18 protein-coding genes are annotated in these 23,322 nt (G+C 44.8%); 12 read left to right on the top strand and 6 right to left on the bottom strand.

Annotation, left to right across the window (positions count from 1 at the left end; genetic code table 11):
• The first annotated feature begins 29 nt into the window (after nucleotides 1-29).
• Nucleotides 30-1,250, top strand: coding sequence for a GAF domain-containing sensor histidine kinase (locus G3570_RS03075; protein WP_165139042.1), 1,221 nt, complete (start codon nucleotides 30-32; stop codon nucleotides 1,248-1,250).
• Nucleotides 1,251-1,303: 53 nt separating this feature from the next.
• Here G3570_RS03075 and G3570_RS03070 read toward each other — a convergent pair whose 3' ends face one another.
• Complete coding sequence (locus G3570_RS03070) at nucleotides 1,304-1,675, bottom strand: response regulator transcription factor (RefSeq protein ID WP_165139040.1); 372 nt, start codon at nucleotides 1,673-1,675, stop codon at nucleotides 1,304-1,306.
• Nucleotides 1,676-2,012: 337 nt separating this feature from the next.
• Here G3570_RS03070 and G3570_RS03065 point away from each other — a divergent pair, with 337 nt between their 5' ends.
• The 3 genes from G3570_RS03065 to G3570_RS03055 all read left to right on the top strand — a co-directional run bounded on the left by G3570_RS03065 (nucleotide 2,013) and on the right by G3570_RS03055 (nucleotide 4,239).
• Nucleotides 2,013-2,753 (top strand): hypothetical protein, encoded by a 741-nt coding sequence (locus tag G3570_RS03065; protein ID WP_165139038.1) that lies wholly within the window; start codon nucleotides 2,013-2,015, stop codon nucleotides 2,751-2,753.
• A gap of 98 nt (nucleotides 2,754-2,851) precedes the next feature.
• A complete protein-coding gene (locus G3570_RS03060; RefSeq protein ID WP_165139036.1) occupies nucleotides 2,852-3,787 on the top strand; it encodes a YqaJ viral recombinase family nuclease in 936 nt (311 codons plus the stop codon).
• A 20-nt stretch (nucleotides 3,788-3,807) separates the two neighbouring features.
• The gene (locus G3570_RS03055; RefSeq protein ID WP_165139034.1) at nucleotides 3,808-4,239 is read left to right on the top strand and encodes a phage replication initiation protein, NGO0469 family; all 432 of its coding nucleotides are present in this window, start codon (nucleotides 3,808-3,810) and stop codon (nucleotides 4,237-4,239) included.
• A 438-nt stretch (nucleotides 4,240-4,677) separates the two neighbouring features.
• On the opposite strand, the gene G3570_RS03050 is transcribed toward G3570_RS03055, so the two are convergent.
• Nucleotides 4,678-4,887 (bottom strand): YgaP family membrane protein, encoded by a 210-nt coding sequence (locus G3570_RS03050; RefSeq protein WP_165139032.1) that lies wholly within the window; start codon nucleotides 4,885-4,887, stop codon nucleotides 4,678-4,680.
• A 427-nt stretch (nucleotides 4,888-5,314) separates the two neighbouring features.
• Between G3570_RS03050 and G3570_RS03045 the strand changes: the two genes are divergently transcribed.
• From G3570_RS03045 to G3570_RS03020, 6 genes are all read left to right on the top strand, one after another.
• Nucleotides 5,315-7,885 (top strand): family 20 glycosylhydrolase, encoded by a 2,571-nt coding sequence (locus tag G3570_RS03045; protein WP_165139030.1) that lies wholly within the window; start codon nucleotides 5,315-5,317, stop codon nucleotides 7,883-7,885.
• Nucleotides 7,886-8,047: 162 nt separating this feature from the next.
• Nucleotides 8,048-9,247, top strand: a complete 1,200-nt coding sequence (locus G3570_RS03040) for a YaiO family outer membrane beta-barrel protein (protein ID WP_165139028.1) — start codon at nucleotides 8,048-8,050, stop codon at nucleotides 9,245-9,247.
• Nucleotides 9,248-9,693: 446 nt separating this feature from the next.
• On the top strand, nucleotides 9,694-10,074 hold the full coding sequence (locus G3570_RS03035; RefSeq protein ID WP_249066613.1) for a response regulator: 381 nt from the start codon (nucleotides 9,694-9,696) through the stop codon (nucleotides 10,072-10,074).
• Nucleotides 10,075-10,151: 77 nt separating this feature from the next.
• Complete coding sequence (locus tag G3570_RS03030) at nucleotides 10,152-12,188, top strand: M1 family metallopeptidase (RefSeq protein ID WP_165139026.1); 2,037 nt, start codon at nucleotides 10,152-10,154, stop codon at nucleotides 12,186-12,188.
• A gap of 161 nt (nucleotides 12,189-12,349) precedes the next feature.
• The gene (locus tag G3570_RS03025) at nucleotides 12,350-14,047 is read left to right on the top strand and encodes a sensor histidine kinase (RefSeq protein ID WP_165139024.1); all 1,698 of its coding nucleotides are present in this window, start codon (nucleotides 12,350-12,352) and stop codon (nucleotides 14,045-14,047) included.
• Entirely contained in the window at nucleotides 14,037-14,741 is a 705-nt protein-coding gene (locus G3570_RS03020) for a response regulator transcription factor (RefSeq protein ID WP_165139022.1), read from the top strand. Before G3570_RS03025 ends, G3570_RS03020 begins: the two co-directional genes overlap by 11 nt.
• 109 nt (nucleotides 14,742-14,850) lie before the next feature.
• Here G3570_RS03020 and G3570_RS03015 read toward each other — a convergent pair whose 3' ends face one another.
• Complete coding sequence (locus G3570_RS03015) at nucleotides 14,851-15,411, bottom strand: NADPH-dependent FMN reductase (protein ID WP_165139020.1); 561 nt, start codon at nucleotides 15,409-15,411, stop codon at nucleotides 14,851-14,853.
• Nucleotides 15,412-15,647: 236 nt separating this feature from the next.
• On the opposite strand from G3570_RS03015, the gene G3570_RS03010 reads away from it, so the two are divergent.
• Entirely contained in the window at nucleotides 15,648-17,075 is a 1,428-nt protein-coding gene (locus tag G3570_RS03010) for an ammonium transporter (RefSeq protein ID WP_165139018.1), read from the top strand.
• 448 nt (nucleotides 17,076-17,523) lie between these two features.
• Here the strand turns inward: G3570_RS03010 and G3570_RS03005 are convergent, their stop codons facing one another.
• From G3570_RS03005 to G3570_RS02995, 3 genes are all read right to left on the bottom strand, one after another.
• Nucleotides 17,524-18,903 (bottom strand): replication-associated recombination protein A, encoded by a 1,380-nt coding sequence (locus tag G3570_RS03005; protein WP_165139016.1) that lies wholly within the window; start codon nucleotides 18,901-18,903, stop codon nucleotides 17,524-17,526.
• A 129-nt stretch (nucleotides 18,904-19,032) separates the two neighbouring features.
• Nucleotides 19,033-20,583 carry an acyl-CoA carboxylase subunit beta gene (locus tag G3570_RS03000; RefSeq protein ID WP_165139014.1) on the bottom strand — a complete coding sequence of 517 codons (1,551 nt, stop codon included), beginning with the start codon at nucleotides 20,581-20,583 and terminating at the stop codon, nucleotides 19,033-19,035.
• Between the two features lie 72 nt (nucleotides 20,584-20,655).
• On the bottom strand, nucleotides 20,656-22,425 hold the full coding sequence (locus G3570_RS02995) for a midas domain-containing protein (RefSeq protein WP_165139012.1): 1,770 nt from the start codon (nucleotides 22,423-22,425) through the stop codon (nucleotides 20,656-20,658).
• Nucleotides 22,426-22,575: 150 nt separating this feature from the next.
• Here G3570_RS02995 and G3570_RS02990 point away from each other — a divergent pair, with 150 nt between their 5' ends.
• Entirely contained in the window at nucleotides 22,576-23,211 is a 636-nt protein-coding gene (locus G3570_RS02990; protein ID WP_165139010.1) for an ABC transporter ATP-binding protein, read from the top strand.
• Nucleotides 23,212-23,322 lie beyond the last annotated feature (111 nt).

Below are 23,322 nucleotides of genomic sequence, written 5' to 3'. Positions count from 1 at the left end.
ACAGCAACTTGGTATAAATAGGATACGAAATGGATACAATTACTGTCGATGAACAAGCACCTAAAACAGACAAAGAATGGCAGCGCCTCGAAAAGCTTGCCAGCCTTGATTTGGATTACCAAGAACTTGAGCAACATCTCGGTGATCTAACCCGTCTGGCAGCAAGGATTGCTGATACCGAGATATCACTTATCAATCTGATTGATAACTTTACCCAATGGACTGTGTCGTCTCAAGGGCTGCAATTAAACCAAATGCCAAGGGAGGAGTCGGTCTGCCAATTCACCATACTAGAGCCAGATCAGCTTGAAATAAAAGATCTTTCCGAAGATGAGCGTTTCAAGGATCGTAATTATGTAAAGAAAGGGCCGGGTCTGCGCTACTATTATGGAGTTCCACTTAAAACAAGTTCGGGCTTACCTATCGGTGTACTTTGTGTAATGGACAAACAGCAACAAAGCATTTCTTCTAATAAAAGAGAGTTACTAACACTCATTGGTAATGAAGTCGTGCGACGCCTTGAGATGATTAGTGAATTGAAGACTAAACAGGATAATATTAATGCGCTGCGAGAGATCAATTACAAAATAAGTCATGATTTACGAAATCCGATTTCCGGGATGATAGGTGTTGCAGATCTGATCGAAGAAGAAATCGCAGAAGAAAATTATGAGAGCATATTAGAGCTTGTCTCCATTATCAAAGATGGAGCAGAATCCGTGATCGCAATGGTCGAAAAAATAATGGGCGATTGTACAAGTCAAGATGATAAAGAAAATGGCCCTAAATACAGTTGCAGCTCATTCTGTGAAAAACTAATGGAGCTTTATCATCCACAAGCAAAATCCAAAGGGGTTGACTTAGACATTTCAACCAGCGTTAAAACGGAGGTAATTACATTCTCCAGATCTAAATTACTACAAATAGTAGGAAACTTGGTATCCAATTCCATAAAATTTACTCCAGAAGGCGGAGAGGTTAGCGTTGAGCTGCATCTTAATGAACAAGTTGAGTCAGAACACGAATTAGTTGTCAATGTCAAAGATAGCGGCGTAGGGATGGATCAGGAGACAATTGATCAGATCTCTCAGGGTACAGCAGTATCAACACATGGTACCGTTGGGGAAAATGGTTATGGATTTGGGTTAACACTTGTCAAGCATTTATTGGATGAGGCCGGTGGATCCCTGCATATTTCATCTTACAAACATGTTGGCACTGAATTTAACGTCACTATCCCGCTTAATTAGCCAACCAATTAGATTGTTTTACTATTATCTCTTATCCTTTTATAGTACTCAAATTATTCTTTTAGAATTTTATTTATTCTTAGTAATAATTCCTGAGGTTTAAATGGTTTGGCCAAATAATCATCAACCTCAAAAGCAAAACCTTTTTCAAGATCCCCTGTGCGATTTTTACTGGTAAGCATTATCACTTTTACTTTTTCTAGTTTGCTGTCTTCACGCATTCGGCGCAAAATCTCAAAACCGTTCATGCTTGGCAGCATAACATCTAAAATGACAAGGTCTGGAAGCAATTCTTTGATGGCATCTAATCCTTCTTTGCCATTTTTTCTATGATCAACGCGATATCCACTTTTCTTTAGTTTATGAGCCACCATCTTATATATTGACATCGTGTCTTCAATATGCAGGATAAGAGGTTTTGCCATATTAATTAATGTGGTAATTTATTGCTAATATGCTAATTCTAGCCATGTAATGCTACCTGCGGTGCAAACTACCCAGATTACTAAAAGTTGCTTGTATAGTTAAGCAGTATTTACAATAATGCTGAAAGTTACCCGTCCGATGATACTAGCAGAGCGATCGAAATGACATCTTTTTTGGTAGATTAGCACCAAAAACGGCCTACCTATACTTCTTATTCCAATAAAAGTTTTGGGTTTGGGCGCGTCCAGACGTCCAACTATGCTAATTCCATAAATATTTTGGCATAAGAACTCTGAGAATTATCTCACCCAACATTAATTCAATACGGAGTTCATTATGAGCCAACTACTAACCCACTGTGGTTCAAAGCGGTGTTCATTAGAGCAGCTTTTGACTATACCGGAGCCACAACAAACTAACACCTATCAACCTTTAAACCACTACGACTTTGCATGTAATGTGCAGCAGGTAGCATCAGACCTACTGACAGACTATCGTTTTGATAGCCAGCAATATGCCTTCAGCAAGGACGGCCAAAAAATGTTTGGCTTAATTACCTACATCAATCCTTCATCTGAAAATGAGGTTCTAAAATATGCGATAGGAATCAGAAATTCCTACGACAAATCGATTTCGGCAGGGGTTGCTGCCGGTAATGGTGTTATAATTATTTGCGATAATTTGGTTATGTCTGGCGATATAGTAGTCATGCGAAAGCATACCGGGGAAAACATGCATGAGGACCTTCATGATCAGATTGTTACGGCCATCTACAAGTCCCAACACCAATTCAGCCGCCTGTCTGAAGACGTAACCAAGATGAAGCAGATTCCAATGGCCATCCAGGACAAGTTTAAATACCTGGGACTACTGACCGGGGAAGGCATCCTCTCGCCTACCCAATCCTCAAAAGCCTACCGAGAGATCTGGGAGCCAACGCATGAGGAGTTTGCAACCGACACCCTATGGAGCGGATATAACGCAGCTACGGAAGCTCTCAAAAGCAGCGCGCCGCAGAACATTGTAAAGATGCATACGAAGCTTCATTCCATTACTAAAGAATTATATCTGAATTAGTATGGACAGGCTAAAAAAGCTGCTGGGTGAGCTGCTGCAGGAGGCTATCCTGTTTGCACTCGGCTGGCTGATCAGCAAAAGAAAGAAAGGAGGTCGCCATGATTGACACGAAAGATATTAGCCACGAGCAATGGCTTGAAATTAGACGTGAAAGTATTGGCGGTAGCGACGTAGCCTCAGCACTCGGGCTTTCCAAATACAAGAGCCCTTACATGCTGTGGCTAGAAAAAACGGGCAGGTACGACTCATACGAACCCAGCCCAGCTGCGGCCTTTGGAACGTTTATGGAGCCACATATTCGAGATCATTTTCGAAAAGTTACAGGCTTAGAGGTTCAAGATGATCCTCATATGTATTTTCATAAGGACTATCCATCAATGCTCAGTGGAAACATTGACGGGCTTATTTCCCCGTCAAACGGCAAGGGGCACGGTGTTCTAGAGATCAAATGTTCGACCTCCAGGCGCGTCCCCAGACTGGATACCCTCGACGATGTGCCTATCTCGTGGCGCCTGCAGCTGTTTCATTATATGGGCGTGCTTGGTCTGGATTACGGGTACTTGCAAGTATTTCTGCGCGATACGGCTGTCTACTTGCAACCTCTCAGGATTGAAGCTGACCATAAGGTCATCCAGGCTAACAACGAGAGGCTTGCCGATTGGTGGGATAAATATATCACCCGAGACCAACCCCCTCCCCTGAGCTGCCTGGATGATGTAACCCTGCGGTGGCCTTCCGGGGCTGCAGGAAAAGCTGCTAAAGCTGCCCCGGATACCGTAAATAGATACTACGCCCTCAAGCAGGTCGAGGAGCGGTTAACGGGTCTAAAGCTGCTGAGGGAATCCTTGCAACTAGATCTTAAAAAAGCGATAGGCGATGCGGAGCTGCTGGTTGGCGATGACGGCCAGAAACTAGCCAGCTGGAAGAACCAGTCCCGCAACCGTTTCGATACGGCGCGCTTCAGGCAAGATCATCCCAAGCTCTACAAAGAGTACACAAAACAAAATACTACGAGAGTCTTTCGGCTTTCATAACCAAAATAAAGGAGGCAATTATGTCCCTAGTTATTCAATTAGAATCCAAACAAAAAGAGCTGGCGCCTACGGGGCTTCAACCAGCCGCCGCGGTAGATGTTATTGACCTGGGCGTGCAGGATACGCCCTTCGGCGAGAAGCACCAGGTCAGCATTATCTTTGAGCTTGAGGCTACCAGTAGGGACGGAGAGCACTTCATTCTCTCAAAACGCTATAGCAAGAGCCTACACCCGAAGAGCAATCTCCGAGCAGATTTAGATCGGTGGCGTGGACAACCATTCTCAGATGAGGACCTACAGGAAGGCTTTGATCTGAATAAGATAGTTGGCCAACCGTGCATGCTCTACCTGGAGAAGCGGGATAATTTCATAGCAATTGAAAGTATTTTGCCTACCGATCCGGAGCGGGTACATCGACCAACTGGACAATACACAAGAGTAAAAGATCGGTAGATCAGGAAAATCAGGGCTTGCCGGTCCTGATTTTTTTAGCTTAATTACATTTTAAATGGGAAAAACAATTCCTAAAAAGAAGAAATTGTTTGAACAAATGTTTGAACAATTTAAAAAAAATGTGCTTTAAATTTACTAAAAGGCAGAATATCAATTGACTCATAATCGATTGGTCGTGGGTTCAAGTCACACCTAGGCCACCATTTCATTCAAAATAGACGAAGCTCCGCAGTACAGGCACTTATCTTGAAGTACAAAGCCTTCGAAGCTTTAAAGAAAGAGACCCTCCCGATGCACTTTTATTCCTTCCCATCGATTGGTCGTTTTGTTATTCACTGATAGTAATTGGGAAAATGGAATTTGAAAATTCCACCTGTATTTAAACTCACACCTCCAAGGTTTTCTGAACCTTGGAAGTGTGTTATTTCAACTGAGATGTCAGCCCATAGCTGCCGGTTTCTTTTCGGGCATCATTTTATCTAGCAAAAAGTAAACCGGACAAAAACCGGTGAACATGCTCAATATCTGTAGCACGGCAACCGCGCCGGCCAGATAGAGCCACTGCTGACTTACATATACAGACAATAGTATACTGGCCAGGTAGATCATTCCTACTATCCCATCATGTATTTTGGTCTTGGATTTCATAGCTAACACACCCCATGTCGGTTTAATTATGGTTTGTAAAAGTAATCGAATCAAGAATCTTCAAGAGCACACCTATGCCTAAACTATTAAATATCAGCTACTAATCACAAGTCGGGTAGATATTTTAATAAAACACCTTCACAAGTGATAAGATTGATTATTAGAGACATGATCAGACATAGATCAATTAATCTTAGGGATCATACAATTACTAATAACCCGTTATTTCTGTGTAGATCTACGTTCTATTTGTCTAAGCAGGTAATCGTAACTTGCAGGAACAAAGCTCCTCTGATGCCGGTACGAAGAGACCTAATTACTCCTCGAAATGGATTTGCAATTCAGGGCGCGTACCCTAAATTACGCGCAATAAGAAAATAATTTTGATTCCGGTTAAGCCGGCCAACTAAAAATACAACGGGATATCATGAAACGATGTAGATTTACAGTACTACTTTTAATGCTGGTCTTTGGATTATCGCTTACGGCTATGAGCCAGAACGATCGCTTTGATCCTGCCTCCCTGCATGTCACCTGGGAGCTTCTGGATAACCATCACCAGCAAAGTAACAGCTACCTTTCCAGTCTAACCTTAATTAATAATGGCGATCAGACCCTGCCGGCAGAGGGTTGGAGCCTCTACATGAATAATCTTGCCGGTGAAGACCGCACCTCCAATTTCTATATCGAACGGGTCAATGGGGATCTGAACCGGCTCTACCCTACCGCTTTTTTTGAAGGCCTGGAACCGGGCGATTCCGTTAGTGTGCGTGTGATTTCCCCGGGGTCGGTACTTAATATCTCAGGTGCACCCATTGGACTCTACTGGGTCTGGGATTCAAATACAGAAGAAGGACTTCCAATCGGCTCCTATAAGGTCAAGCCAGTGAATGATCCGGATGTGCTGAATCGCGGTCCGCAGGACCAGGTCCCTGTAGCTACACCGGAAGTCGTTTTTGAACGAAACAAAGATATTCCCAACCTAAATGAAGCCGACCTCCCGAAAGTATTTCCTACACCTGTTGAGTACAGCACATTTAATGGTACTTTTGCACTCAACAGTGATGTAATTATCGATTATCTTCCGGAATTTGAAAACGAGGCACGATATTTATCGGGTGAAATGGCAAGAATACTCGGTGATTCTCTTGCCATGTCGACCGATAGCCGGGGCGGACAAGGCCGTAAAATCCTGCTGCGTCGTGCAGAAACCGAACCCGAGGGCTATAGGCTATCCATCCGCCCTAGAACCGTAACAATTTCGGCTTCAGATTCAGCCGGCATCTTTTACGGCATCCAGTCGCTTAAAACAGCCATCCCACCGGAAGCATGGACAGCAGATCAGCCCTCGGTTGCGGTACCGGCCATGGAGGTCAGTGACCACCCCCGTTTCGGCTTCCGAGCCTTCATGCAGGATGTCTCCCGTAATTTCCGTTCCAAGGAACAGATCCTGAAAACGCTGGATCTGATGTCTCTGTATAAGCTTAACGTGTTTCACTTTCACTTTAACGATGATGAAGGATGGCGCATCGAGATACCCGGACTACCCGAGCTTACCGAAGTGGGAAGCCGCCGGGCGCATACGCTCACCAATGAGGAGCACTTGCAGCCCTCTCACGGTTCCGGGCCGAATTCAAACTATCCCGGAAGCGGATACTACACAACCGAAGACTTTATTGAAATTTTAGAATATGCTACCGAGCGTCACATTCGTGTGATCCCTGAAATTGAGACGCCCGGCCATGCCCGAGCGGCCATCAAATCGATGGATGCTCGCTATCGACGCCTGATGGAGCAGGGGCAAGTGGAAGAAGCTCCCCGTTACCTGTTGCGTGATCTGCGGGATCGTTCTGAATACCGGTCGGTACAGGGCTGGGACGACAATGTGATTGACGTATCGCTGCCATCAACTTATCGTTTCCTTGGCAAAGTGATTGATGAGCTCCAAGCCATGTATAAAGAAGCAGGTGCTCCCCTCGATCGTATCCACATGGGCGGGGATGAAGTGCCGAATGGCGTTTGGGAGCTCTCACCATCGGTTATCAGATTCGTTCGCGATAACCCGGAGGTAGAATCGGTGGGCGGACTTTGGAGCTATTTCTTTAAGCGGGTGAACAACATGCTGAAAGAACGAGGCCTGTCCCTGTATGGCTGGGAAGAGATCGGAATGAAAGAAGCACTGTGGGGTGGGGAAAGCCACCATGTAGCTGATACCGCTTTTGCCAAAGAAGATGTGCAGGTTGATGTATGGAATAATGTGATGGGATCGGGTGCTGAAGACCTGGCTTACCGTTTGGCCAATGCCGGATATAAAGTAGTGCTATCAGGTGTATCAAACTTTTATTTCGACCTTGCTTACGTGAAGGCCTTTCCAGAGCCCGGACTCTATTGGGGCGGATTCAACAGCCTGGATAAGCCATTTTCTTTTATACCATACAACTATTATAAAAATGCAAAGACCGATCTGCTGGGTCGTCCCCTTGCGGCCGACCATTTCAATGACATGGTACGTCTGAGCGAAGAAGGAAGAGAAAATATCGTAGGGATACAGAGCTTGCTCTGGGCTGAAAAACTGATCAATGATGAACGTCAGGAATATATGCTGACGCCGAAATTGCTGGCGATGGCCGAGCGAGCCTGGGCACCGAAACCAGAGTGGGCAGAGGGAGATTGGAGCTCTGAAAATGAGAATCAATATAATGAGGCTTGGTCTCAATTCCTGAATAGTGCCGCAAAACGGGAACTGCCACGACTGGATAACTATGCCGGTGGATTTGCCTATCGCATTCCGACTCCGGGTGCGGTAGTACAGGATAGTATGGTGCATGCTAATGTACAGATGCCTGGATTCGTTATTCGCTACACAACCGACGGATCGGAACCGACCGCTGAGAGCACCAAATACACCGAACCTTTCGCCTTACCGGAAGAGACCGTTGTTAAAATGCGAGTCTTCAACCACGCGGGACGCGCGGGACGCCCTATTACGATTGAATAGAACACTGACACAACGGTGTAGGCGGATTTGCGCCGCTTGAAATTTTATTACAATATTAAACGGCGTAAATCAGCCTAATCCGCATTATTCGCGTTCTATCATATGCTTTCAATATTCAGGTTTAATTGCCATAAAATCAGATATTATCTACTCGCAGTACTCTTGCTATCAGTATTTCCAAGTGCTGTAATAGCGCAAAATGAAGAGCTGACCGTTGACCGGCAGTTTGAACTGGCACGCCAGGCTGCTTTCGAAGAAGAAAATTATGATAAGGCCCGCAAGTACGCCTATGCGGCACTCGAAATAAGTCCTGATTATCACGGAATTCGTGTTTTTGTCGCGAGGCTTTATGCCTGGGAAGGAAATTACAGGAAAGCACGGGAGGAGCTTCATTATGTACTGGATAAAGATCCGGATAACCATGAAGCCCTATCTGCCAGACTGGATGTGGCCTCCTGGTCAGAAAATTACCGGGAGGGCCTTGAATGGGCCGAGCAGGCCCTGCAACATTTCCCCCAAGAGGAAGATTTTTTGCTGGCCAAAGCGAGACTTCAGCAGAACCTGGAAATGGCGGAAGATGCCGAACAAACCTATCTCAACATTCTGGACTTGTACCCTGGCAGTCAAAAAGCCAGGCAGGGTTTGCAATCTTTGAATCTGAAACAGATGAAATATCAGGCCACCCTGTCTTACCGGCACGACCGCTTCAGTGAAATCTTTGAGCCATGGAACTTTTGGGAAGTTCAACTGAGTCGACAGACAACTATCGGCTCTGTAATCGGCCGAGTGCAATATGCCAATCGCTTTTCCACTAACGGAGTGCAGGTTAATGCGGACGCCTATCCTTCTATTACAGAAGGCCTATATTCGTATGTCAGTGCAGGTTTTTCCAATTCATTCGTTTATCCTGATTTTCGTTTGGGTCTATCTCTCTATAAAACCCTACCCTCTTCTTTCGAGGTGGAAGGCGGTTTTCGATATCTTAACTTTTCTTCCTCCAATACTTCCATTTATATACTGGCATTAAGCAAGTATTGGGGCAACTACCTATTTACCGGACGGACGTACATTGTACCATCTTCGGCGGGTAACTCACAATCACTTAGCCTGCTCACGCGCCGGTATTTCAGTGATGCTCAAACTTACCTTGGGATACGAGGAGGATTCGGGACGGCTTCAGCCGACTTTCAGTTTTCACAGGATATTCAACGCCTCGATTCCTGGTCATTTTCTGTAGAGGGACAGTATCCGATCAATCGCAGATTTAATATCGGTGGAAATGCCGGTTTCGACTCTGAAGAGTTTGCCAATTTCACCCGCGATCGGTTTAGCTTTAAATTGTATCTCTCATATCGATTTTAAACAGGAACTACTTTAAAAAAACAACCCTCCAAGGGTCGCCGACCCTTGGAGGGTTGTTCTATACTTTCTACTTATCGCATAAAATATGCGTTCCATGCCCTAGGCTGGCATAGCCGGATAAAAGTGCGTATCAAAAATCGTAACCTTCCGTCATGACTTAAGATAAATCAACACCTTCAAAAGGAGTAATATGAGGAGAACCAGGAAAATCAGCATGTGTAACCATCTCTCAGAATTTTGACCGTCTGTACCGTATGATATTATTATTAGTGTACTTCTGTGAAAAGTAAATAAACAGATTGAAATCAAAGTTGCTTTATTATTAGCCCATCCTAACCAACATTATAGAAATCAAATCGGTATCAGGCACGAGAAAGTAGCTAAATTCTATATTGAAAAAAACATGCTTATAGTTATCTTGCCTTTAAATTAATCTACAGACAACTATGAGCGGTATTCGAAAAGTAATGATCGTGGAAGACGATCTGATACTTAATCTCCTCTATGAAAGCTACCTGGAACGATTGGGATTTGAAACCGAAGGTGAACTGGTATACGGTAAGACGGCCATTGAAACTGCAAAGAACCTGAATCCCGATTTGATCATCATGGATATCTCCCTGGAAGGGGAAATCGACGGGATTGATGCCATGCTTGAAATACGCAAATTTTCCGATGTTCCCGTTATCTATATCACCGGTAATTCGGACCCTTATCATGTAAATAGAGCTGAAGAAACCGGCTATATTGATTACCTTTCCAAACCTATTGAGTTTGACGACCTTAAGATGGCTGTGAAAGCTTATTTCCGGGATGATGTAATTTGAATAACAGACTCCATCATCTTAAGCCGAACTTATCTTTTATGCTTCTGCCAAGCATTAACATTGATTTTTAAGAACCTATGAAACTTCGATTCAATCCTCTTTTCTCCGCAACAGCAATCCTAGGCTTAATTCTGATCGCCGGTTGTGCGACGACTAAGACCGGTTCTGATCCTGCTCCGAAAGATAATACCGGGAATACGGTAAAAACCAATGAGCAAGCCTCACCCTTTGAAATAGACCGGCCTGTACCCAACGATATTGATGAGGAAATTCCCAATGCCTTCTATCAAGCCTATTCTAATGGTACGCGGACCTTTTCAGGTAAGCCCGGCAGCGAATACTGGCAGCAGTACGCTTCCTATGACATGGATGTGACACTGAATCCGGACAATAAAACCGTTACCGGCAACAGTACTATCACCTACTACAATAACTCTCCTGATACGCTTGGACAGCTTTTTCTTGAGCTTTCCCAAAATGTACATAAAGAGGGAGTGGTTAGAAATGAGAGCGCGGAAGTGACAGGCGGTATTAATCTCAAAAACATGGTCTATGAAGGGGATACCCTTCAGGTCATCAGACGCTACGGAGATCGAGGATATTATGTAGACGGAACCGTCATGACCATACTGCCTGACCAACCCCTGGCACCCGGTGATTCTGTGACAATGAACATTGACTGGAATTTTAAAGTCCCACAGGAAGGAGCCGGCGGTCGTATGGGTTACAGCGAGAAAAATCTTTTCTATATTGCCTACTGGTATCCACAGATGCGAGTCTATGATGATGTAAACGGATGGTTCACCGATCCTTTCCGAATCAATGCTGAATTTTACCATGGCTTTGCCGACTACGATGTTCGAATAACCGCACCCGATCAGTGGGTAGTCACCTCCACCGGTCAGCTTCAAAACGGAAAAGAGGTTCTTGTTTCCTCTGTTTACGACCGGATGATGAAAGCCTATTCCGGTGACGAAGTCGTAAATGTAGTCTCATCAAGTGATTTTGGAAATATTACCCGTACGGACGGAGATAATACCGCAACCTGGCACTTTACTGCGGAAAACATTCGCGATTTTGTCTTCAGTGTTACCAAAGAATCTATCTGGGATGCAACCCGTGCACCTATAGGTGACCTTAATGACGATGGCAATACCGATTATACCGAGATTAATGCCCTTTATCGCAGCAGTGCACCCCTCTGGAAAAATGCTGCCAAGTTTGCCCGGCACTCTACTTCTTTCCTATCAGAATATACCGGTATAGACTATCCATGGCCGCATATGACCGCAGTTGAAGGCGGCGGTATTATTGGCGGTGGTATGGAATTCCCTATGATGACCATTATCGGTGCCTACAGGGGTCGGGCAGCACAATCATTATATGCCGTGATAGCCCATGAGATTGCCCACATGTGGGTACCAATGATGATAAGTACCAATGAACGGCATTACAGCTGGATGGATGAAGGTACCACGACATTTAATGAAAACCTGGCAAAATTGGATTACTATCCCGACGGTCCGGACTTTGAAATCGCAGATTTTCAAAGCTACCTTCAGATAGCCGGTACCGATTATGAAGGTGAAATCATGCGATGGTCAGACTTCCACTATAACGGCCTTGCTTATAGCCGCGCATCCTATTCAAAACCGGCCTCAATGCTAGTTACTTTGAGGGGGCTTCTTGGAGAAGATGTCTTTGAAGAAGCCTATCAAACATTCCTGAAAGAATGGGAGTACAAGCACCCATATCCATGGGATCTCTTCAATACCTTTGAGGACGTAAGCGGAAGAGATCTTGACTGGTTCTGGAGAAGCTGGTATTACGAAACATGGACACTTGATCATGCTGTAACAGATGTTACCCAATCAGAAAACGGAACGCGCATCATTATTCAGGATTTGGGTCTGAGTCCGATGCCGGCCGAGGTACAAATAACCCTGCAGGACGGATCTGTCATCAACAAAAAAATTGATGTGGATACCTGGCTAAGCGGTGCCACAGCAGCCATTTTGGTAATTGATAATACCTCACCGGTCCAAAAAGTGGAGATTGATCCGGATTATCTGTTTCCTGACGTAAACCGGGACAATAATATTTGGGAACAATAACATTTACATATATAGCTTTAAATTTAACAGGAAAGACTAAACGGGATGTTCTTACCTGCTTCTATTAAAATCCGTAAAAAGAAAACCGGGATCTTGCCTGACTTTTTAAAAGATATGGACTTTGATATATTACCGGATGATTCTTATTACCCATTAACGTTATGAAGAAAAATTTCAGCACTATCAGATGGATATTATTGGCCGCAGGTATAGTTGCTATACTAGGCCTGACGGGCATGAATGTGTATTCTCTATATGCGCTCCGTAATCAATCCATCGATTCCCAAAAAGAAAATAAAAAGCTGCAGGTTGCAGAATTTGCCGACAAGGCTCGTAACCGCTTCCGTACTCCTTTCAACGGATTGCTTTCCAAAGATATCGAGAAACTGGAAGAGACCTACCGGCAAACTGGTCAGTTTACTCCGGAAGTCTTTACGATCCTGCAAAATGCAGCTTCCGATTCTATATATGAGGGAATCTATTTTATTCCAGCCAATACTACCAACTGCCAAAATATAGATCTCTTTCAAAAGTATGATGCAACCAGCAATAGGTTGATTATGGCACCCGGCAAAAATGATATTATCTGTGATGGAATGGGAATGGCACGAACCCGTATGAGAGTGTTGATGGAAGAGTACAACTACAACAATAAGATTATTTTTGATACCCATCGCAGTATGACCATCGCATTGGTCAACCTTAAGGATGATTCAGTGTTTGGTTATCTTACGATGCCTACCAACATGGAATACTTGATAAGCAGTTATCTGCAGCCCACCTTAGACCAAAAGTTCGGCACCGAACAGAATTCGGGCATTACAGTGTGGTTGCGTGACTGGACCAAAGAAAAGATTATAGCTTCCAGCGATCCAAGTACTTCCTATGACCGGCAAAAAGTACAGTTTACCCAGAAATTTCCCGATCTATTTGACGACTGGTATTTGGCGGTTGCCTTCACGACCGATCCCATGATCGCGGCATCCAATAAAACACTTTTTAAGAATCTGATTGTATTAGGAGCTGCCTTCTTTTTACTGCTTGGTGCGCTAATTTTTATGTTTATCACAGCTCAACGGGAACGAGAGCTGGCAGAAAGACAGGCAGGGTTTCTTGCTAATGTAACTCATGAATTGAAAACACCACTGGCTGTCATGCAAGCTGCCGGAGAAAATCTGGCAGATGGACGCGTCGACAACAAGGAGAGGTTAAAAGCATATGGCAATCACATTCATTCGGAATCCATCCGTCTACGTAAAATGATTGAGAAACTGCTTGATGTAGCCAAAGCCGACACCAACCAATCTCTCATTGAATTGCAGCCGGTTCATCTGAATACCCAGTTACAGAAATACATTGAAGAGCATGCCGAATTTATTAAAGAAAAAGGCTTTACCCTTGAGACTTCCATTTCCGATGATGTAGATATTGTGATGATTGACACAGACAGTTTTGAAACAATTATCGGAAACCTCATGGAGAATGCCATCAAGTACAGCGGGGATGAAAAATATATCGGCATATCCCTGGAACAAAAAGGTTCAAAGGTCGAGCTTCGAGTGAAAGACCGCGGTTTGGGTATCCCCAAAAAATCGATGAAGCATATTTTTGAAAAGTTTTATCGGGCAGAAGATGTACTTACGGCAAATACCAAGGGGCATGGCCTGGGGCTTTCCATCGTCAAGAATCTTGTAGAGCAAAACGGTGGTGAAATTTCAGTTCGAAGCGAAGAAAATAAAGGATCCTGTTTCACTATTCGTTTCCCGGTTGCACACGAATCGGACATCGAGGAATATTATCTATCCAACCCGGTTGAACCGGACAAACTAACTCAAGATTCATCGGAATATGTCGGATAAATCTAAAAAAATTATTATCGTCGAAGACGAGCCCAGCCTGGTATTCACCCTTCAGGATACCCTTGAAAATGAAGGATACGAGGTATTTGTTGCCGAAACAGGTCAACAAGGCGTAGATATGGTGAAAGAACACGACCCGGACCTGATGGTTCTCGATCTTATGCTTCCCGGCATGAGCGGTTTTGAAGTGTGTGAGAAAGTGAGAAAGATGAACTATACCTTTCCCATTCTCATACTTACCGCAAAAGATCAGGAAATTGACAAAGTCACCGGTCTGAATATCGGAGCAGATGACTATATGACGAAGCCCTTCAGCGTAAAAGAGCTGCTTGCCCGGATTAAGGCTCGATTACGTCGTTCTGAAACCTACGGAAAGACAAAACCGATTAATGAGGTAGAACTGGATCCGATTCATATTGATTTAAAGAATGCCATTGCCCGACATCCCGAAAATGGAGAAGTAGAGCTCACCACACGGGAAGTAGAGTTGATACGGTATCTTGTGTCGCATGCCAATGAGCCGGTATCCCGTGACGCCCTATTGGAAAACGTGTGGCGTTATGAATACAGCACCAATACACGAACTGTGGATGTTCATATATCCAAACTTAGATCAAAGATTGAGGTTCACCCTGACGATCCCAACTACCTCGTCACCCTCCATGGCGTAGGCTACATGCTAAAGATGAGCTGATTGAATAGGTTTAGTACACTTAATGAAGTGTACTAAACCTTGGTAAGGCAATGAAAATCTCTGTGTCACTCTGCACTTCTTTGAGTAGCTCTGTGTAACAGTGACCTCTCTAAGTTTCCAGGCTATCCTGAAACTTCAGGTTCTCTACAAACCCAATAAAGTTCTTGATCTGCTCCTGCAGCAAATCCTGTTGAAAGGGATCGGTAATACCCTCCTTATCATCAAAGTTTTTACCGATACGCGGTATAAACACCCGCTCAGGAAAAACATGCGCATTTCGGTATCCTACCACATGTTGAAGCTGCTCAACAGCTCGCAGACCACCGAAAGCCCCATTAGCATGACCGATAAAACTGATCGGCTTTTTATTCAGAGACTCCGGAAAGGGTAAATAGTCAATAAAAAGTTTGAGTATGCCGGGATACCCGCCGTTATACTCCGGGCAAACTATGACTATTGCGTCGGATTCAAGTACCGGCTGAATAAATGCCTCAACCTCTTCCGGTTTGTCAGCATACCTCCCGCCTTCCACCGCTGAAGTAGGGAAATCCTGCAGATTTACAATATCTGCATCCACTCCGTGCTTACGGTATTCTCCTTGCAGATAACGGGCAATTCTCAGGGAATTGGAGTTCGGCCGGTCAGTGCCGCTGATGATTTTTAGATTCATATTGTTCTAGCAAATTTGATTGATCTTTCCATACCAACTTTCTCCCGAAATAATTCCAATAAAGCAGAAATAAACTTAAAAAATTAAGGGCATCCGTGCATTTAACTCATATTGTTATTGAATTTATATTTATCCAGTTATTTATTTTGTCATTTTATCAATTATGACTTATTCTTGAAGCTGATTTTAATTAATAACCTAAATTTAGTAGTCAAATGCACCGTTTTGCTAAAATTATGTTCGTTACCCTTTTATTCTTATTTGTAATAACGCTTCCATCGCTGGCCAATGAAGCTACTACCCTTACCTCAGCGCTGGAAACCATTAACTCAGCCTCAGATAAAACATTCGCCGACCTGCTATGGATTATGATCGCCGCTTTCCTGGTGTTCTTTATGCAGGCCGGATTTGCGCTAGTTGAGACGGGATTTACCCGCGCCAAGAATGTGGCCAATATTATGATGAAAAATATGATGGATTTCGGTCTTGGCACCATTGTATTCTGGGCGGTTGGATTCGGACTTATGTACGGTACAGACGTCTTCGGACTACTGGGATTCAGCAATTTTTTCCTGTCGGATGCCATCCTTCCTGACGGCTCTATGGATTCATGGGCCTATGCCGACTGGTTTTTCCAGGCAATGTTTGCCGCTACTGCCGCAACAATCGTCTCCGGTGCGATGGCGGAACGAACCAAGTTTACCGGCTACCTGATCTACACTGTTTTTATTACGGCTTTGATATATCCCATAGTAGGCCACTGGGTATGGGGCGGAGGCTGGCTGGCTGACCTTGGCTTCTATGATTTTGCAGGATCAACGGTAGTACACAGCGTGGGTGCCTGGGCCGGACTGATCGGTACCTACATTCTCGCACCGCGTATCGGAAGGTTTGTGAACGGTAAGGTGCATCAGATCCAGGGTCACAGTGTAGCACTCGGTACCCTCGGAGTATTTATTCTATGGCTGGGCTGGTTTGGATTTAACCCCGGCAGTACACTTGGAGCAGATCCTTCTTTTGCCCGGATAGCTGTGACTACCAACTTAGGTGCAGCCGGAGGTGCCGTTGCGGCGATGCTATTTTCGTGGATTCGTACCGGCAAGCCGGATCTTGGCTACACACTTAACGGGGCACTGGCAGGGCTGGTAGCGATAACAGCAGGCTGTGCCGTTGTCTCACCCGGATCGGCATTGATCATTGGAATGGTAGGCGGCATCATCATGCTCTACGGAACTCGTTTCCTTGAAATAGTAAAGATCGATGATCCTGTAGGAGCCATACCGGTTCATGGATTTGCAGGAATGTGGGGCACCCTTGCCGTGGCTCTTTTTGCACAGGCTCCGTATACGACCCAGTTTACCGGACTGTTTTTCGGAGGTACCGGTTACCAGCTACTCATCCAGTCGGTAGGTATATTGGCGGTATTTCTGTGGACCACAGCTACAGCCTTCCTGGTATTTAAAACAATCAACAAATACCACGGTCTGCGTGTCACGGAAGCCGAAGAGATAAACGGGCTGGATCTCAATGAGCACGGTACCACAGCCTACCCGGAATTTTTTGGGGTAAATGATGCACGAAGCATCCTTGACCTGGATGATGAGCAGGAAATAGAATTGCTCAAGCGTGGAAAATTGAGCATCGATCTGGAGATGAAGCCGTGACCGGTAACTCAGATATCAAATTCTAACTCCATTGGGGAGTTACCATAGTAGCCCCCGGCTTTTGGCCGGGGGTTTACTGTTTTCAAAAAAATGCCTAAGGCGTCAGACTGTGCCAATTCTTCATATGTTCCGAAGGGCACGCAATGAGCCCTAGAAAAACTAAGTAGGAATTAATCATAACTGTGAGGGAGTTGTACTCCCGAGGATACTGCCTTAGTAAACGGGAGTGCAACTCCCTTTGAGCAAAGTTTTAATTCGAAAATAAAGACACGTAAACATCGTCGCTTTAAGGGAGTTCTGTTACCGACTAAATGACTGGTCTCTGTAATAAAGCAGTTTTCCTTCTGTAAACCGCGTACTTTATAAATTAATGTATAACTGAGAGGTTAAAGAAAAATAAAATATAGCTCATTCAAGCGTCCACGCTTGAATAAAAAATTGACACTGACTACTTACGGCTCTTTCGGTAGGCTTTTTTTATAGCTTCAATACGATCAGCCAGCTTCTGTTCCCTTCCTATATCGCCGGCTTCATACCAACTTTTCGAATTCACATCATCGGGCAGATATTGCTGTTCCACCCAGTGATGGTCGTAAGAATGCGGATATTTATATTCATCTGAGGCATTTTTCACATCCAGGTAACGAGCCTTCTTGGAATTGGCCGTCTTATCCTGCAGGTGAGCGGGTACCGGTCCGATACCGTTATTTTGAATTTCACTACGCACCGAAAAAATGGCTCCCAGGCTGTTGCTTTTTGGTGCCAGAGAAAGATAGACGCAAGCATGCGACAGAAAATAAAAACCCTCCGGCATCCCACATTTTGTAAAAGCTTCGTGAGCCGCATTGATGACTGACAATGCATGTGGATCAGCCATTCCCACATCCTCAGAAGCCAAAATCAGCATACGTCGGAAGATGAAATTCGGATCATCCCCACCTTCCAGCATGGCAACCATCCAGTACAAAGCCGCATCGGGATCAGAACCACGCATAGACTTGATAAAGGCTGATGCATAATGATAATGCTCATCGCCGGTACTGTCATAGCGCACGCTGCGTTTTTGGATGCATTCCTTGGCTATGTCCAAATCGATATGAATAACGCCATCCTCATCGGGTTCACTGGAGAGTACTGCTACTTCCAGAGCATTGAGGGCATTACGAATATCGCCGCCTGCAAAATCAGCCAGATGTTTTTTGGCTTCAGGCGTTACCTCAACATTCTTGTTGCCCAACCCGCGCTCTTTATCCTCCAGTGCTCGATCAATCATCGTAAGCACATGATCTACGGTGAGATCGTAGAGTTCAAAAAGCTGACAGCGTGAAAGCAAGGGACCTACCAGAGAGTAGAAGGGGTTCTCAGTGGTTGCACCAATCAATGTAATGACCCCTGATTCAAGATGAGGCAGTAGTGCATCCTGCTGTGCTTTATTCCAGCGATGGATTTCATCCACGAACAGAATAGTCTTACGCCCGTTCATCTGTTGAATCTTTTCCGCCCGGTCAACCACCTGTCTCAAATCTTTGATGCCATCCAATACAGCATTAAGGATCTCAAACTCGGCATTAATCTCTCGCGATATCACATGGGCAAGCGTAGTTTTGCCGGAGCTCGGCGGGCCATAAAAAACAAGCGATCCTATCACACCACTTTCAATCATCCTGCGAAGCATCATTCCCTCGCCGACGATGTGGTCCTGGCCGACAAATTCCCCTAGCGAACGAGGTCGCATGCGAGTTGCCAGGGGCTCGTGGGGGTTTACTGAGTTCCGCTCTTTGCCTGAACCGGTTTTGTATTCCTGATCTTCCTCTTTAAAAAGATCCATCTGGAAACTTGGAAGTTAAAAATTAGGAATTTTACTAGACGATAGTTGCACCCTGATAATTTAAGAAATGAGGAGGTTAAAGTACTCTTCAGTACTAAATTTTTAAATCCTAATTCTTAATTTTTCTTTCTACAAGGGAAGATTATCATGCTTTTTCTTCGGTACGGTGTCCACCTTATTTTCACTGATTTCAAGCGCTTTAATCAGTTTTTCCCGAGTCTCCTCAGGTAGAATTACATTATCGATAAAACCTCTGGCAGCCGCTTTATAGGGATGGGCAAACTGCTCTTTGTAATAATCAACCAGTTCCTGCTCTTTGGCTTCAGGGTCATCCGCTGCATCGATTTCTTTCCGGAAGATTATTTCAACAGCTCCCTTCGGACCCATTACCGCAATTTCAGCGGTTGGCCATGCTACATTAAAATCGGCACGAATATGCTTGGAGTTCATCACATCATAGGCCCCTCCGTAAGCCTTACGGGTAATAACAGTCATCTTGGGTACGGTTGCCTCACAAAAGGCATAGAGCAGCTTGGCACCGTGCTTGATGATGCCGCCCCACTCCTGATCGGTTCCGGGTAGAAATCCGGGTACATCTTCAAAGACAACCAGCGGAATATTATACGCATCACAAAAGCGTACAAAACGCGCTCCTTTTAGAGAGGCATCGATATCAAGTACGCCGGCTAGAGACAAGGGCTGGTTGGCCACTATCCCAACGCTACGACCGTCAATATGGGCAAAACCCACTACAATGTTATCGGCATAGTGCTCGTGAACCTCCATAAAAGAGTCTTTGTCCACAATACCCTCAATTACCTCCTTAATATCGTAGGGCTTGTTGGGATTAGCCGGTACGAGTTCGGGCAGTTTATCCGCCTTCGCTGAATCGGGCTTCTTTGATTTTTGACGTGGAGGCTTCTCTTCGCAATTCTGTGGAATATAGTTAAACATCTTTCGTATTTGCTGCAGGCAGATCGCATCGTTCTCCTCGGCAAAATGGGCTACACCCGACTTGGTACTGTGGGCACTGGCGCCGCCCAACTCTTCGGAGGTTACCTCTTCGTGAGTCACTGTTTTAACAACATTCGGACCCGTAACAAACATGTAACTGGTATTCTTGACCATAAAAATAAAATCGGTCAATGCCGGACTATAAACTGCGCCACCGGCACAGGGACCCATTACGGCAGAAAGCTGTGGTACAACGCCAGATGCCATACTGTTTCTCCAGAACACTTCGGCATAACCGCCCAGGGAAGATACTCCTTCCTGAATACGTGCACCCCCTGAGTCGTTGAGACCAATGATCGGAACACCATTTTTCATGGCCAGATCCATTACCTTACATATCTTTTCAGCGTGTGTTTCAGAAAGAGATCCGCCGAATACGGTAAAATCCTGGCTGAAGACATAAACAGGCCGGCCATGAATCTTTCCATAACCCGTAACCACCCCGTCACCCGGAATCTTATTCTTCTCAAGTCCAAAATCGGTACTGCGATGAGTAACAAATTCATCGAGCTCTTCAAAGCTGTCGTCATCCAGAAGCAGATCAACTCGTTCACGGGCCGTCAATTTACCCTTGTCGTGCTGTTTCTTTATTCGCTTCTCTCCACCACCCTTTTTTGCTTCTTTTCTTCGCTTCTTAAGCTCTTCAATCTTCTCTTCCTTGCTCATGTAAACGGGTTTTCTTTTAAGTTAAACTTGGTTTGAGAATTCTTTTAGGATTGATTCTAATTCCCGGTAAAATCATTCAGACTGGCCATTTTCGATAAAGTAGTTATGGAGGCGGTCTGTGAAATCCACTGCCTCTTCAGAGTACATATCGATCATATTTCGTTTAAAAACTTCTTTTTCGATAAACCGACTGGCATCGCGCCACCCTTTTTTTGCAGCAATCTTTTCGATGGCCTCATCATAGGCCCTTTCCGAACCGCCGAAAATCTCTTGCACAAAATAACTCTGTTTATCCTGCAGGACACTGCGTAAATGAGCTATTTCTTCTTCGGTAGGTTGCTTCTCCATCGTCAGGTCGAAAATGGGCTCCTCTTCATATTCTTCGAACTCATCATTATAACTGCTCTCCTCTTCCTGTTCAGCGAGCTCTTCCAGTTCTTCCGAACTCATGAACCGTTGCCACATTGGTGTCTCCTTTTTCTCTTCGGCCTTAATTTCGAAGTCGCTCTCCTGATCATCATCGACCTTTTCTTCTACCTCTGAATCAGTAACCGTATCCTCACTGTATTCTTCCTTCGACTCATCAAACTCAACAGGTTCATCCGACTCTTGGTCTGCGTCATAAGCCTCCTCGGTTTCAAATTTGTCATGTAGACCACTCTCTGATTCATCCTCCTCTTCGTAGGCAATTTCATCTTCTTCATCATCTGCATACTCATCTTCGAAATCATTGCTATCCTCTTCCGTATCACCGGCAAAAATAGTATTAAGTGATTCCTCCTCATGCTCGATTTCAACATTGCTCTCCCGGGATTTATTGGTCAAGGGTACCGGTTCTTTAACGTCTTCATCCTCTTCACGAGTAACGGCTTCGTCTTCCTGCAGTGATTCGGATTCGGTATCTTCAAATGACTCTTCGGAAGAGTCATCTTCTTCAGTTACCGCTAGATCTTCCGGCTGCCTGTCTGTTTCCTCTTGCTGTTCTTCTTCCGATTCGATGTCTGACTGCCGGGGTTCACTCTGTTTCTCATCCTCTTCAACACTCTTGTCACTTTCATCAATTGATTCCATTCCGGAAGCTCCAAAAAGATCGGATTGATCTTCTTCAAAGCCTTCCATATTCAGAGATTCGGGAGATGAGAGTGTCTCAATAAGAACAGCTCGGTTAACCGGTTTCTCCATGAAATCGAATTTCCTTGCAATGCGTGGCATCTTCTTATCTTCAAAGAAGAGACGCAACAGGCTGCTCTCTATCTGTTCGTTGAGCAGTTTAAAAAGCGGTTCCAGCATCTGAGCCCAATTGAGCGGGGTATACCGGGAGGTGACTTTTTCATCGGCTTTTTTGATAATTTCAGCGCAACGCTCTCTGTTGAGCTCATCAAGCTCTTTTTTCTCCATGTATCGGGGAAGCAGTCGTGCAAAATGCCGGTAGACTACCAGGTTTTTGAGGCGATCCCGAAGTTCTTCACGAGTGAGTGTATCTTCAGCTCCGTAGATAGCCTGGGGAATATTCTTTCTCGGCTCTACCAACATCTCCAAAACGTCAGCTACTGCCGTTTCTATGACGGTTCGGGCATAACTGGCCGGAAGCCAGGCTTCATTTCGTATGGCACGAATAAACTGTTTCCAGACTTCCTGCACTTCCGATGACTGCATATTCGCCCAATCGGTCTCTGGCAACCTCATCGACTCGGCTAGATTACGCTCGAGTTCGACCTGTATGCGTTTCACTATAAAATTGGGAAAACCCCAGGAACGCAAATTCTCGGGTTTATAATACTCTTGGCTTTCAGGAAGCAGCCCGGTTAACTTTTCCGTGACAAGTTGTATAGTTCTATTCATAGATGTCAGAAAATTTCATTTCTCAAAGCAGGCAAAGCATCTGTTACAGGTGCTAAACATAGTTAAAATTTTTCATGATCACACTTCCAAAACCTACCTTATTGCAATGATTTCAATTTTGGTTTTACCTAACCCTTTGTACTTTCCAGCATGATATCACTGCACGTTAATGAATTATCAAAATATTTCGGTAAGAACCTGGTTTGGCAAAACATTTCTTTTGATCATGAAAGAGGTGTTTTGGGCATTGAAGGTCCTAATGGATCCGGCAAATCTACACTCCTGAAATGCCTGTCCGGCCTCTTGTCACCAAGCTCGGGAACTGTTTCTTGGGAAAATTGCGGTCAGCAACTGGAGATCCAGACCGTCAAGCATAACATCGGTTACGCAGCTCCTTATATCTCCCTGTATCGCGAACTCTCCATTATTGAGAATCTGCAATTTTTAAGCAAGCTCAGAAAAATTACTATTAAAGAAGGTCAGCTTAACCGATTACTGGAACGAGTTGAATTGGATCAAGCCACCGACAAGCCTTATGGAAATCTTTCCACGGGTCAACAGCAACGAGCCCGCCTGGCAGCTGCGCTGTTTACAAATCCTCCTGTTTTGATGCTCGACGAACCGGGTTCCAATCTGGATGAGCAGGGCCGATCGCTGGTTTCCGATATTGTAGCCGGAGCCCGGGAAGAAAAGAAACTGGTTATCCTGGCCTCCAACAATCCGGATGAATTGGCCCTGTGCGACCGCATTTTCTCAGTTAGAAAGGAGGAAGTGGTCGGCCCTTAGGTTTTTGGTTGGATTTGAGCTGAGGGCTTCGTTTTGAAATAGGGGAATTAGGTATAAGGTATAGGGTATAAGGGCCTCAATTTTGCAAAGAGAAACCTTTCACCTGTCTCC

The sequence above is a fragment of the Halalkalibaculum roseum genome, assembly GCF_011059145.1.
GTDB classification, from domain to species: domain Bacteria; phylum Bacteroidota; class Rhodothermia; order Balneolales; family Balneolaceae; genus Halalkalibaculum; species Halalkalibaculum roseum.
This window is presented reverse-complemented; position numbering and strand designations above follow the sequence as displayed.